Annotated in this window: 11 protein-coding genes and 1 tRNA gene; 5 read left to right on the forward strand and 7 right to left on the reverse strand. The window is 38.6% G+C overall.

Annotated features, from left to right (window positions below; genetic code table 11):
* Window positions 1–210 precede the first annotated feature (210 nt).
* Window positions 211–286 (forward strand) — tRNA-Asn (locus ASC84_RS10110).
* A 62-nt stretch (window positions 287–348) separates the two neighbouring features.
* On the forward strand, window positions 349–798 hold the full coding sequence (locus ASC84_RS10115; RefSeq protein ID WP_056514285.1) for a DUF2726 domain-containing protein: 450 nt from the start codon (window positions 349–351) through the stop codon (window positions 796–798).
* 45 nt (window positions 799–843) lie between these two features.
* Here the strand turns inward: ASC84_RS10115 and mgtE are convergent, their stop codons facing one another.
* Together mgtE and ASC84_RS10125 are read right to left on the reverse strand one after the other, a co-directional pair.
* Entirely contained in the window at window positions 844–2,181 is a 1,338-nt protein-coding gene (gene mgtE / locus ASC84_RS10120; RefSeq protein ID WP_056514288.1) for a magnesium transporter, read from the reverse strand.
* 167 nt (window positions 2,182–2,348) lie between these two features.
* Window positions 2,349–5,447, reverse strand: coding sequence for a multidrug efflux RND transporter permease subunit (locus tag ASC84_RS10125; protein WP_056514291.1), 3,099 nt, complete (start codon window positions 5,445–5,447; stop codon window positions 2,349–2,351).
* Window positions 5,448–5,720: 273 nt separating this feature from the next.
* Between ASC84_RS10125 and ASC84_RS10130 the strand changes: the two genes are divergently transcribed.
* A complete protein-coding gene (locus ASC84_RS10130; protein WP_056514294.1) occupies window positions 5,721–6,869 on the forward strand; it encodes a glycerophosphodiester phosphodiesterase in 1,149 nt (382 codons plus the stop codon).
* A 141-nt stretch (window positions 6,870–7,010) separates the two neighbouring features.
* Window positions 7,011–7,385 carry a diacylglycerol kinase gene (locus ASC84_RS10135; RefSeq protein ID WP_056514297.1) on the forward strand — a complete coding sequence of 125 codons (375 nt, stop codon included), beginning with the start codon at window positions 7,011–7,013 and terminating at the stop codon, window positions 7,383–7,385.
* 211 nt (window positions 7,386–7,596) lie between these two features.
* Here ASC84_RS10135 and ASC84_RS10140 read toward each other — a convergent pair whose 3' ends face one another.
* From ASC84_RS10140 to ASC84_RS10160, 5 genes are all read right to left on the reverse strand, one after another.
* Entirely contained in the window at window positions 7,597–7,935 is a 339-nt protein-coding gene (locus ASC84_RS10140) for a hypothetical protein (RefSeq protein WP_056514299.1), read from the reverse strand.
* Between the two features lie 153 nt (window positions 7,936–8,088).
* Entirely contained in the window at window positions 8,089–9,723 is a 1,635-nt protein-coding gene (gene groL / locus ASC84_RS10145; protein WP_004819670.1) for a chaperonin GroEL, read from the reverse strand.
* A 78-nt stretch (window positions 9,724–9,801) separates the two neighbouring features.
* Complete coding sequence (gene groES, locus ASC84_RS10150) at window positions 9,802–10,092, reverse strand: co-chaperone GroES (RefSeq protein WP_056514303.1); 291 nt, start codon at window positions 10,090–10,092, stop codon at window positions 9,802–9,804.
* A gap of 172 nt (window positions 10,093–10,264) precedes the next feature.
* Window positions 10,265–11,053 (reverse strand): metallophosphoesterase, encoded by a 789-nt coding sequence (locus ASC84_RS10155; RefSeq protein ID WP_056514305.1) that lies wholly within the window; start codon window positions 11,051–11,053, stop codon window positions 10,265–10,267.
* The gene (locus tag ASC84_RS10160; RefSeq protein WP_004722448.1) at window positions 11,034–11,972 is read right to left on the reverse strand and encodes a diacylglycerol kinase family protein; all 939 of its coding nucleotides are present in this window, start codon (window positions 11,970–11,972) and stop codon (window positions 11,034–11,036) included. Before ASC84_RS10160 ends, ASC84_RS10155 begins: the two co-directional genes overlap by 20 nt.
* 407 nt (window positions 11,973–12,379) lie before the next feature.
* Here ASC84_RS10160 and ASC84_RS10165 point away from each other — a divergent pair, with 407 nt between their 5' ends.
* On the forward strand, window positions 12,380–14,212 hold the full coding sequence (locus tag ASC84_RS10165) for a phosphoenolpyruvate carboxykinase (GTP) (RefSeq protein WP_004722449.1): 1,833 nt from the start codon (window positions 12,380–12,382) through the stop codon (window positions 14,210–14,212).
* Window positions 14,213–14,352: the final 140 nt, after the last annotated feature.

Consider the following 14,352-nt stretch of genomic DNA (forward strand, 5'->3'; position numbering starts at 1 on the left):
CTTTTTTATATCTTTATTTTCTATAGACAAAAGATTTAAACGTTTTTCGGCTTACGCCTAAATTTTAGAACGTTTAAAACAACTTTGCTTTTATTCAGATTTACTTTTATTCAGAATGATCAAATATTTAGCAAATAATGCTTTTTTATGATGAATTTAACAATTTTTCCTTGACCCATTCCCATTTCATCCCTAAAATGCGTTCCAGATTCTCCAATAGCTCAGTCGGTAGAGCGACGGACTGTTAATCCGCAGGTCCCTGGTTCGAGCCCAGGTTGGAGAGCCAGATTTTAAAAACCCACTCATGATTGAGTGGGTTTTTTCTTGTCTATACGATACCGATCCCTTATGTCTCTCGATTTACATCAAATTTTATTTTTATTGATTGGCAGTATCGCAACCTTTGCTTTATTGCTTGCCTGCTTTGGTCAGTATTTATTTCGAAATAAACATTATTATGCAAAACGTGTGATCACCCCTTTTGAACAGAAAATGTTTTTCCGTTTAAATGAAGCCTTTCCACAACATCATGTACTTGCACAAGTCGCGTTTAGCGCATTAATTGATTGCAATCAATTTAAATTGCGTTCCAAATTCAATCGTAAAGTGACCGATTTTGTGCTACTCGACAAACAGCTTGAAGTGATTGCTATTATTGAACTCGATGATCCCAGTCACCTTGGCAAAGAACATATCGATGCACAACGTGACGAGATGTTAGAACAAGCAGGTTATCAGGTATATCGCTATACCGATATTCCCAGTTGTCGAGATTTAAGAAAAGACATTGCTGATTAAACATGATCAGCCAAGCATTTTTAAAGCTTACCATTCAGCCATGTCTTATAAAATAATCGATGCAATACATAAGTAAACGATAACGCCTGTTGCATCGCAAATCGAAGTTACTAAGGGTGCCGAAGCACTTGCTGGATCCAGTTTTAAACGATTCAGTATAAATGGCAGACTCATTCCTATTAAGCAACCCATCAATACGATACCCATCATACTTAAAGCTAAAACCAAAGCGACCATTGCATCGCCTCTAAAGTAGCCAAGAATGGACACAGCAATTGCCATTGTTCCGCCCAAACATAAACCGACCAAGCTTTCACGCCCAATCAGATACATCCAATCTTTTAAATGTACATCACCCGTTGCCAATGCCCGTACCATTAACGTGGCCGATTGTGAGCCAGCATTCCCGCCACTCCCGACCAAAAGCGGCAAAAAGAATACCAGCACAATATTCTTTGCGATAATATCTTCAAAATGCGCAATCCCGAATCCAGACAATAAGCTGCCAAAAACCAAAATCACCAACCAAAATACCCGTTTTTTATAGAGGTAATGAATCGGTGCTGTCTTAATACTCATTTTAGGAGACGATGAGACTGCACTGGATTTTAAAAAGTCTTCTGTGGCTTCTTCAGTGACGACATCCATGGCATCATCATAAGTAACAATACCTAAAAGACGTTGTTGCTCATCAACAATTGGCAGCGCAATAAAGTCATAATAATGCAGCTTCTCTGCAATGCTCTCTTGGTCTTCATTAACGTCCCCAACAATCAAATCCGTACTCATAACTTCAGCAATGGTTTGCTCAGGCTCAGCAAGAATAATTTCACGTAAGGACACAACCCCGAGTAACTTGCCTTGTGCATTGACCACATAAATCAAATAGACCGTTTCACGATCTGTGGCAATTGCTCTGATCTGCTTGATGGCTTGTGCCATGTTCAAATCAGGTGACAATGTCACATAATCTGAACTCATAATTGCACCAGCAGACTCTTCTGGATATCTGGCTAAATGTTGGATCTGCTGTTGTATTTCAGGGCTTAAATCGGCATAAACAGATTGTTGTAATGCATAAGGCAAGTACTTAAATAAATCAGTACGATCGTCCGAGTGCATCTCAGAAATGATATTGACCAGTATCTGTTTTGGTAAATGTTCAGAAATTTTAAGTTGTTGTTCGAGTGATAAAAACTCAAGAATATAGGCAGCATTGGGCAAATACTCCACCAATGTCAGCTGTTCATTTAAAGATAAGTCTGCCAAAATTTTTGCGATATCGGCATCATTGATTTGTTCAAATTGTTTTTCAATGAGATCAAATTGATGGTTTTGAATGGCTTTTTCTATTTCTGAAACGAGTGCCAAAGAAAATTGCATAGGATGATCCAAATTCCATCAAACTTTTGCCACATGTTGGACTGCAATCCCACGAAAATAAAGATGTTTTTTGTTGTGAAACATATTTTAAAGGTTCTGTATGATTTTAAGCTTGATCAATGATCATCAAAGACCATTGAGCAAGCGAAGCTCATCAATCAACACCCTTACTCAGAGAGTACTTTTGATTTAAAAATTGAACGAACCAGCACATACATAAATGGGATAAACAGCAAAACTAAAACTGTTCCGAAGATCACCCCACCCAATACGCTTACCCCTATTTCTTGACGACTGGCAGCACCTGCACCAAACGCAACAACCAAGGGGATAATACCTGCACCAAAGGCCAAGGATGTCATCAGAATTGGACGTAACCGCAACCCTGCGCCTTCTAATGCAGCAGCAATCGCTGTTTTACCTTTTTCCTGTGATAGTGCAGCAAACTCAACAATCAAAATCGCATTTTTACACGACAGACCAATCGTTGTTAGCAATGCAATTTGGAAGTAAATATCGTTTGGAAAACCTGCCAATTTACTAAAAATAATATTGCCTCCAATCCCCAAAGGAATTGCCGCAATCACAGCGGTTGGAATCGACCAACTTTCATATAAGGCTGCGAGACAAAGGAAAATAAAGCCGATCGAAATCAAATAGAGTAACCATGCTTGGCTACTTGATTTTTGTTCTTCAAATGACAAGCCACTCCACGCAACATCTATTCCATCTTGTTGACTAATCAAGGTCTGAATATCTTTCATAGCTTGACCTGAACTGGTATGCGCCGCTGCATTGGCTTCCATTTGCAAGGCGGTATAACCTTGGAAACGATTGACCACATCTGGCCCACCTTCCCAGCGCGTCGTTGCGAAATTGCTAAATGGCACCATCTGGTTCTGTGCATTACGCACTGTCCATACCTGTAGATCTTCAGGCTTTGAACGAAACTCTGCATCGCCCTGCATCATCACTCGTTTAATTCGTCCACGATCAATAAAGTCATTTACATAAGAGCCACCCCATGCTGCTGACAAAGTATTGTTAATCGCAGTTTGACTCAGCCCATTTGCCAATGCTAATTTTTGATTAACATCAACTTTTAACTTAGATTTATCTGGATTGGATTTTTTATCCAGATTTTCAAAGGATTGGAACTGTTTGGCTTGTGTCTGCAATGTAGTGAATTGTTGGTCTAAATATTTCCTGCCTTGACCGTTAATATCCTGAATCCAAAATTCTAAACTATCACTATCCCCCAAGCCATTTACAGAAGCAGGCAAACTGACTGTAATCCGAGCATTGCGATCTTGACTAAAATACTTTGTCGCACGTTCACGAATTGCTTGCGCAGAATTTTGTGTACCTGAGCGATCATCCCAATGCTTTAAAGCCACAAAGCCTGTTCCTAAATTTTGTCCTGTACCCGAAAAATTACGCCCATAACGAATCAACACAATATCAACATTTTGTTTTTCATGCTCAAGGAAATATTTTCGAATATTTTCCCCAACCACCTGACTACTTGACATCGGCGCACCATCAGCTAAACGGAACTGTACACTCAGCATGCCCTGATCTTCACTTGGAATAAAACTGGTGGGTAAAGCCCGATAGATCAGTGAAAATACAGCAATCAAAGCCACAAAAATCGTCAAAATCACCCATTTCAAATTTAAGGTCTTTTGAATCAGGCGAATATAACCTTGTCTTAGATTTTCAAGTTTGCGATTAAACCATGTCGCCCAACGCATGGGTTTAGGATTGGGTTTTAAAATAATGGCACAGAGTGCTGGAGTTAGGATCAATGCAACCAATAATGACAAGGCCATTGCCGCCACTAAGGTGATGGAGAATTGACGATAAATTACACCTGTCGAACCTGTAAAGAACGCCATCGGAATAAATACTGCGGTCAAGACCACGGTAATCCCAATCAAAGCTCCTGTCATTTCCTGCATAGACTCGATAGATGCCTGTTTTGCAGTTAAGCCCTGCTCATGCATCAAACGTTCAACATTTTCCACCACCACAATGGCGTCATCGACCAACAGACCTATTGCCAACACTAAGGCAAATAAAGTCAATGTGTTAATACTCATGCCCAGCACATTGAGTACCGCAAAAGTACCTAAAATCACAATCGGTACAGTAATGGTTGGAACCAGCGTTGCACGCCAACTTTGTAGGAAAATAAACATGACCAGAACCACCAATACGATGGCTTCTAATAAGGTTTTGACCACCTCTTTAATCGATTCTTGCACAAACGGCGTGTTATCACGTGGATAAACAATCTTATAACCTTGAGGTAATTTTTCAGAAATCTTCGCCAATTCAGCTTTGATGAGTGCAGATGTTGCTAAAGCATTTGCACCAGAGGATAAAGAAATCCCCATGCCCGATGAAGGGTAACCATTAATGGTATTAAAAGACTGATAATTTTCTGCACCCAACTCAATACGCGCCACATCTTTTAAATAGATATAGCTACCATCTGTATTGGATTTAACAATAATATTTTTAAATTCATCGACTGTTCTTAAACGTGAACCAGCGGTGACTTTTGCATTTAAATATTGGTCAGCAGTTACTGGTAAATCACCGACGCCACCAGCTGCAACCTGTGTATTCTGTGCTTCTATTGCTGACCGAATATCACTCGGCATCAATTGATATTGACGCAGTAAATTCGGATTCAGCCAAATTCGCATGGCGTATTGAGAGCCGAAAACATCAACTTCACCAATCCCCTCAATCCGTGACAATTCTTGTTCTATATGATCAGATAAGTAATCACCTAATTCGATATTGTTACTTTTACCTGTTTCATCATACAAGCCCACAACCATAAAGGTATCGCCAAGTGATTTATTCACCGTTACACCTTGACGCTGTACATCATCTGGTAAGCGGTTCAGTACACCATTGATACTATTTTGTACTTGGACTTGTGCGGTATCTGGATCCGTTCCATTTTCAAAGCTGATACTAATTCTGGCACGACCCGATGAGTCACTACTCGAACTAAAATACAGCAGATTGTCGATCCCTTTAATTTGCTGCTCTAAAACCTGAGTAACACTCTCTTCAACAGTTTCAGCATCTGCACCTGTATAGGTTGTAGAAACACTTATCCTTGGCGGAGCAATATCTGGATATCGCTCTATCGGTAAATTCAAGACTGAAAATACGCCTAAAGCCATGACAATAATTGCAAGTACACAGGCAAAAATAGGACGTTGAATAAAAAATTTTGAGAGCATCAGAGTAGGTTCTGCGTCAAAGGATTGAGGTAAAGTTGTTGTAGCAATTAAATCGACTTTATATGGATATTCTGTGACTTAAACTAAAAACTCAAGGAAAAATAACAGAAAAGCGAATGATAAGTTTAAATATGAAGAAACTATGAAGAGTTTTTTTCTTCTAGACATAAATCAACCAAAAGCATTTCATCAATTTTTCATCTTGATGTCATCACAGTGTCAATTTAACCACTTAGACTATAGCCAGTTTCCATATAAGAATTTGAGAAAAATATGATTAAAAATACTGGGTTAATGATCAGTATTATGGCGTTATTAACTGCTTGTAATGATGACGATAAAAAATCAGAAAACGTCACACCAGAATACAAAGAACCTAAAATCATTATTGTTGGTCACCGAGGGGCAAGTGCTTTACGCCCTGAACATACCCTTGAAAGTTATCAAAAAGCCATTGATGATGGTGCTGATTTTATTGAGCCAGATTTGGTATCGACCAAAGATGGCGTATTGGTTGCACGCCATGAAAATGAAATTGGTGGTACAACCAATGTCAGCACATTCAGCCAATTTGCAGATCGTAAGAAAACAAAAATCATCGATGGGACATCATTAACAGGATGGTTTACAGAAGACTTTACTTTAAGTGAATTAAATCAACTTAAAGCACGCGAGCGTATTCCAGCTTTACGCCCGAACAATACCCAATACAATGATCAATTGAATATCCCTACCCTTGAGCAGATTATTGAACTGGCGGAAAAGAATTATAAAAAAACCGGTAAAGTGGTTGGGCTCTATATTGAAACTAAACACCCAACATATTTTCAAAAATTAAATTTAGCCATGGAAGATCCATTGCTTAGAACTTTGGCAAAGTACCAATATAGCCGTGAAATTGCGCCAATTTATCTACAATCATTTGAAGTCAATAATTTAAAGTACTTTAAAGACCAATTGACAGCACATAAAAGCTTAAAGCATGCCAAAATTATTCAGCTTTATGATGATAAGAAAATCAGTCCAGCAGATTATGCCGCACAAGGGATTAAAACCACTTATGGCGACATGGCAACAGCACAAGGTTTAAAAGACGTCGCCAAATATGCTGATGGTGTAGGTCCATGGAAACCGTATATTTTTAATGATAGCTATACTGCACCCTCTTCTTTCGTTACAGATGCACATGCTGTGAACTTAAAAGTCCATCCGTATACTTTCCGTCCTGAAAATAACTTCCTTGCCAACAATTTAAAATGTAGTACAGCTGAAGCAGATGCAGCCAAGCGTTGTGAAGCTGGAGCGAACAAAGAATATGAGATGTATTTTAAAGCTGGTGTGGATGGTGTATTTACCGATGATCCTGGTTTAGGTCGTAAAGCTTTAGATGCGTACTTAAAAGCCAATCCAAATACCAAGTAACATCTGATTTATTCAAAAAAATTAAGCAAACGATTCAACTGTTTGCTTAATTTTTTCTAAACTTGGTGTTTTTTGTTTAAAATTAATCCCAATTTAAGTTTAGAATAATACACTTCTTAAAAACTTTAGCTGCTTTGATTTATGAGTGATTATTCTCCATTTAAGGGTACGACGGGTTTCAAACGCATTCTCAATGCAACAGGCTATTCTTTAGCAGGATTTAAAGCTGCATACCAAAATGAAGCTGCTTTCCGTCAGATTGTTTGGATTAATATTGTTTTAATTCCGATTACATTCTTTGTTGATGTCTCTTCTGTTGAACAAGCAGTGATGATAGGTGTCTGCTTATTGGCAATCATTGTAGAATTGTTTAATTCAGCATTAGAAGCTGTGGTTGATCGTGTTTCTTTAGAACGCCATCCACTGTCAAAAAATGCCAAAGATATGGGAAGTGCTGCACAGTTCGTAGCTCAAGCGATTATTTTCTTTACCTGGGTCATTATTCTTTTTAGGTAAGTATTCTTTCTAGATCAAATAACCTTTTTATCTAAGTTATTCTTTTAAAAAAATTAGAGAGCATAGTGACATTCCACCACAGGTAAAATGTCAATCCATAAAAATTTATAACAGCCTAATTTTGCTTTACTGCGCTACTCCAGTCTAAGCACCACGACATTTTAACTCGAACAGCGACTTTCAGTTTAAAGTTATCTCTATAAATAATTGATTAAAGTGATGGTTGTGGAATTGGGATATTCTTGTCAATTTTGTCAGGTCGATTGAGATGCATAGAACAATTACTATATCCCCATTTGGTGACCTTACCTTGTTCAAGCATAAATTTCCTTGTACAAGCATTCCAGCCATCGTTATATGAAATAATTTTTGCACCATTTGGGAGTGCATAGCTTCTATACGGTGGCCCCCATTTACTGATCAGTTTTTCCTCTGTACTCCCCACCCAAGACTGCATCAAATCATTTCTTGTTTCGGGTCTTTGCCCCATGATACTTAAACATCCCGTTAGCATCTGGCTGATTGCAATAATGAAGATTAATCTTTTCATTTTAGTTCTCCTCAGTTTTCGTGTTGTATTTATATTTACCGAACAGTACAAAAGCATAATAAAAAATATACAAAAAGACAAGAATGAAACAACTCGCATAAAAAATCCCCGCATAAAGCGAGGATTTTTTTATGATCTGAGATCGAAATGATATTACATCATTCCGCCCATACCACCCATGCCGCCCATATCAGGCATAGCAGGTTTATCTTCTGGGATATCAGTAATCATACATTCAGTCGTTAACATCAAACCAGCAACAGATGCAGCGTGCTCAAGTGCAGAACGCGTTACTTTAGCAGGGTCAAGGATACCCATTTCTAACATATCGCCATATTGTGAAGTTGCAGCGTTGTAACCAAAGTTACCTTCACCGCTCTTCACTGCATTGATCACAACTGATGGCTCATCGCCAGCGTTAGATACGATTTGACGAAGTGGCGCTTCAATCGCACGACGAAGGATGTTCACACCTACAGTTTGGTCATCATTTGCACCAACAAGACCGTCAAGTACTTTAGCTGCACGTACCAACGCAACACCACCACCTGCAACAACACCTTCTTCAACCGCAGCACGCGTTGCATGAAGCGCATCGTCTACGCGGTCTTTCTTCTCTTTCATTTCAACTTCAGTTGCAGCACCAATTTTGATTACAGCAACACCGCCAGCGAGTTTAGCTACGCGCTCTTGAAGTTTTTCTTTATCGTATTCAGATGTTGATTCTTCGATTTGAGCACGAATTTGAGTTACACGTTCAGCAATTTGATTTGCATCACCAGCACCATCAACAATCACAGTATTTTCTTTAGAAATCGTGATTTTATGTGCAGTACCTAAATCTTGAAGTGTTGCTTGTTCTAAAGACATGCCTACTTCTTCAGAAATCACTGTAGCACCTGTCAAGATCGCGATATCTTGAAGCATTGCTTTACGACGATCACCAAAACCAGGTGCTTTAACCGCACATACTTTGATAATACCGCGCATGTTGTTTACAACAAGTGTTGCAAGAGCTTCACCTTCAACATCTTCAGCGATGATGAGTAATGGTTTACCTGTTTTTGCAACAGCTTCTAAAACTGTAATCAATTCACGGATATTACCAATTTTCTTATCAACAAGAAGAATGAATGGATTTTCAAGTTCAGCAGTCAAAGTATCTTGCTTGTTTGCAAAGTACGGGCTGATATAACCACGATCAAACTGCATACCTTCTACAACATCCAGCGCATCTTCAAAGCCTGAACCTTCTTCAACGGTAATCACGCCTTCTTTACCAACGCGTTCCATTGCTTGCGCAATCAACTTACCTACAGTTTCATCAGAGTTTGCAGAAATCGAACCGACTTGTTCAATTGCTTTGGTATCAGAAGCTGGTTTAGCAGTTGCTTTGATATTTTCAACAACAGCTCTAACCGCAAGGTCGATACCACGTTTCAAATCCATTGGGTTCATACCCGCAGTGACTGATTTGATCCCTTCATTTAAAATCGCTTGAGCAAGTACAGTTGCAGTTGTTGTACCGTCACCTGCGATATCATTGGTTTTTGAAGAAACTTCACGAACCAATTGTGCACCCATGTTTTCGAATTTGTCTTTTAAAGAAATTTCTTTAGCAACAGTTACACCATCTTTAGTGATGTGTGGTGCACCAAAAGAACGATCAATAACAACGTTACGACCTTTAGGACCTAAAGTTACTTTTACTGCATCTGCAAGTACGTTTACACCCGCGATCATTTTTGAACGCGCTGAATCACCAAATTTTACGTCTTTAGCTGACATACTAAACTCCAGATATCTTTATAAATTTTAAATTTTGACCAATATGTTTGGATGAAAACACATCTCAACAGCAGAAGATTAACCTTCCAATACCGCTAAAATGTCAGATTCTTTCATCACAAGAAGTTCTTCACCATCAACTTTAACTTTAGTACCTGCATAAGCACCAAACAGTACGTTATCGCCAACTTTAACGTCTAAAGCGCGTACATCGTTATCAGTGATTTTGCCATTACCTACAGCAAGAATTTCACCTTGAGCAGGTTGTTCAGCTGCAGAAGTACTTAAAATCAAACCACCTGCTGTTTTAGTTTCTTTTTCAACACGGCGGATCACAACGTTGTCATGTAAAGGACGAATCTTGCTCATTTCTAACTCCATAGACATTTAAAATGTCATTGATTACTCAGCGAAGATGACTTCTTATTCCTAGGTCATCGACAAAATATTTGTATGTCACATTTGTGGGGATGGAAATAAACGCTTCAAGGGGAAAACGAAAAAAAATTTATTTAATTTGTATGTTTTTTCTTCTTTTGTATCAAATCATGTCTAATTCAGAATTTTTTATCGCAGTTTTGGCAATAAATTCCTGTAATTGTTCATCAAAAAAATAATGTTCAAAGCCACCATCTTGATGAATCACATTAAAGCTATTGGGTATATTTTTATGCAAACGTCGAGAAACTGCTGTACCCGCATGAACCTCATAAACTGATTGTTTTAAATTTAGCGCAAAGGCTTGATTCAGGTCATAGACCGCAACTAAATGCAAATGACCGTGCAATAAAGCATACAGTTGATGTTGTCCCCATTCTTTAATGGCAAACTGCCCTAAAGCTGGACAATCTTTTAAGTGATGGTCTTCATTTGATGTATAAAAAGGTTGATGACTAACGATTATTTTTAATTTATTTTTTGGTGCATTGGTCAACAACTGATTTACATTTTGAATTTGCTCAAATGAAATATGTCCGCGTGTATGATAACGGCGACGAATACTGTTCATGCCAATTAAATAAAAATGCTCTGTAAATAAGCTATGTTCTAAACTGCCAAAGAACAGTTGATATAAGCCAAATGGTCTAAAGGCACGATTCCAAACATGATACAAAGGAATATCATGGTTGCCAGGCACCACAAAATAAGGGATGTTTAGTGATTCTAAAAACTGCTTACATGCATAGAATTCTTTAAATTTAGCACGTTGAGTTAAATCACCGCTCACCACAACCACTTCTGGTTTATGCACAGCACAAAACTTTTGAATCGCCCGTATACACTCTGGACGCTCAGTACCAAAATGTAGATCAGACAGATGCAATAACATGCGGCACCATAATTTTTAAAGCATTTTTTTCTACGTGTAAGGTTAATGGGGTCGTCATTGAAACAATTTCTCCATCGACAGCAACGGTCAGTTTAGGCTTTTTTGAATAGACAATGACTTTTTGTGCACCAAAACTATACACATCGGAAGCGTTTTCCAATTTTCCACGAATGGTTTGAAACAAGGTTTTAAATAAAGTGGCTTTATCTCCTTTGGCGATCACCACACCAGCAATTTCCCCCACCTCTGCACATTTCGAAATTTTTAAATTCAATTCTTTTAATTGCAGTTGATTATTACCAAAAAAAATCAGCGGTGTTTTTACGGGATACTTTTGCCCATCTACTTCGATCTCTAATTTGAGTTCTTTACGATCACGAATCAGTACATCCAAACCAGACGTATACGCATTTAAAGGAAAACGACCAAACCTGCGATTATATTCTTCGCGTTTTTTAATAAACAAAGGATATAAACCTAAACTGGCATTATTTAAATAAATTTGATCGTTGATACAGGCCACATGTGATGCACGCGGCTCCCCTGTGGCAATCACATTGGCTGCTTCTAAAATATTCAAGGGGATATGTAGAACACGCGCCACATAATTAAAAGTACCCAAAGGTAGTATTCCCATAGGAATTTTTTGCTTTAACATTTGCGAGGCGACTGCATTCAACGTACCATCACCACCAGCAGCGACAATGACACCACAATCTAAGTATTGTGCATGACGTTGAAAGATTTTTTGCATGAGGGTTTTTATATCAGGCTCTGAACCAATATCAAAAACTTGAATTTCAAAACCATGTGAGGTCCAGATGGTCATGAGTTTTTCATAAATATCATCTTTCTGATTGGCATGAAAACCTGACTTTTCATTGTAAATCATTGAAAGCGGCTTGAGTTCTGTGTCCATAAGCTTGATTATTTTGAAGTATTTGCACTAATTTCGTCGATTTTCTAAACAAATAAAAGCACCTTTATGTAAAATTCGAATTATGCCCATTTATTAAATCAATAATTAATTTAGTAAATCTTATAATTTCAACTTATTGTAAACTATTATTATTTACAATTAAAATACTCTACATTCTATTTAAAAATACCAATAAAAATCAAACAATAATCCATGTTAGATAATACAAATCAAACACTTAGTGAAAATTCGAGCATTGGTATCTTTTAAGCCTTTAGTCTTATTTTTTTTATGAATATATGTTTTAATACCACCACTTTTTTTCATACTTAAATTTGAATGTAGTATCCCTTCATTCAGATTATTATTTGTACACAAAATTGTACATATTTTAGATAGGCCTCACCATGACCCAAGTGAACGCACCAGAATTCGTTCGTCATCCCAAGCTCATTGCATGGGTTGAAGAAATTGCTAAATTAACTAAACCTGCAAAAATTGAATGGTGTGACGGAAGCGAAGAAGAGAATCAACGTTATATCGACTTGATGATCGCTAACGGCACTATGCAAGCGTTGAACCAAGAAAAACATCCTGGTTCTTATTTAGCGAATTCTGATCCGTCTGACGTAGCGCGTGTTGAAGGTCGTACATACATCTGCTCTGAAAAACAAGAAGATGCTGGTGCGACAAACAACTGGGAAGCTCCTGCTGAGATGCGTACTCGCCTTAACGGTTTGTTTGATGGTGCAATGCAAGGACGTACCATGTACGTGGTTCCATTCTCTATGGGTCCATTAGGTTCTCACATTGCTCACATCGGTATCGAAATTACAGATTCTCCTTATGTTGCTGTAAGTATGCGTAAAATGGCTCGTATGGGTAAAGCTGTTTATGACGTATTAGGCACTGATGGCGACTATGTTCCTTGCGTACATACTGTTGGCGCTCCGCTGGCTGAAGGTCAAAAAGATGTTGCATGGCCTTGTAACCCAGAAAAATATATCGTGCATTATCCAGAAACGCGTGAGATCTGGTCTTACGGTTCAGGATACGGCGGTAACGCATTATTGGGTAAAAAATGCCTTGCTTTACGTATTGCATCATCTATGGGTCGTCAACAAGGCTGGTTAGCTGAACACATGTTGATCCTTGGTGTGACTAATCCACAAGGTGAGAAACACTATATTGCAGCAGCATTCCCATCTGCATGTGGTAAAACCAACTTTGCGATGTTGATTCCACCTGCAGGTTATGAAGGTTGGAAAATTGAAACTGTAGGTGACGATATTGCTTGGATCAAACCAGGTGAAGATGGTCGCTTATATGCAATCAACCCTGAAGCTGGTTTCTTTGGTGTCGCACCTGGTACAAACATCAAAACAAATCCAAACTGTATGGCGACACTTCACAAAGATGTCATCTATACAAACGTTGCTGTAACAGAAGATGGCGACGTATGGTGGGAAGGTTTAACCAAAGAAGCGCCTGCTAACTTGACCAACTGGAAAGGCCAACCGCATGTTGCTGGTGAAAAAGCAGCACATCCAAATGCGCGTTTCACCGTTGCAGCGGGTCAATGCCCTTCTATTGATGCTGACTGGGAAAATCCAGCTGGCGTACCAATTTCTGCGTTCATCTTCGGTGGTCGTCGTGCAGATACAGTACCTTTAATCTCAGAAGCTTTTGACTGGGTTGATGGTGTTTATAAAGCAGCAACAATGGGTTCTGAAACAACTGCAGCTGCAGTAGGTCAACAAGGTGTTGTACGCCGTGACCCATTTGCAATGCTTCCATTTGCTGGCTATAACATGGCTGACTATTTCTCTCATTGGTTAGAAATGGGTGAAGAAGTTGGTGCTAAAGCGAAAGCTGCAGGCAATAAACTTCCTGGCATTTATAACGTAAACTGGTTCCGTCGCGATGCTGAAGGCAACTTTGTATGGCCTGGTTTTGGTCAAAACATGCGTGTGCTTGAGTGGATCATTGACCGTTGTGAAGGTCGTGCTGAAGCAGTGGAAACACCGATTGGTTTTGTTCCAACTTATGAGCAATTGAACTGGACAGGTTCTGACTTCACTAAAGATCAATTTAATCTTGTGACTTCTCAAAACAAAGATCAATGGATCAAAGAGATTGAGAGCCACACTGAGTTATTTGATAAACTTGGTGAGCGCTTACCAGCTGCACTTAAAACTCGTCAAAATGAGCTTTTAGAGGCTGTTAAAAAATCTGCTTAATCGCTAAAAATTAAGTCATACAAAAAGACCGCTACATAGCGGTCTTTTTTGCTTAGTGTGATACAGTTCACCTTATTGCTTTGGTATTCATTACAATTATGTAATAAAAATACAAATGATTACTGTTTCCATGTACAAAA

The organism is Acinetobacter sp. Root1280, assembly GCF_001425285.1.
Lineage (GTDB): Bacteria > Pseudomonadota > Gammaproteobacteria > Pseudomonadales > Moraxellaceae > Acinetobacter > Acinetobacter guillouiae.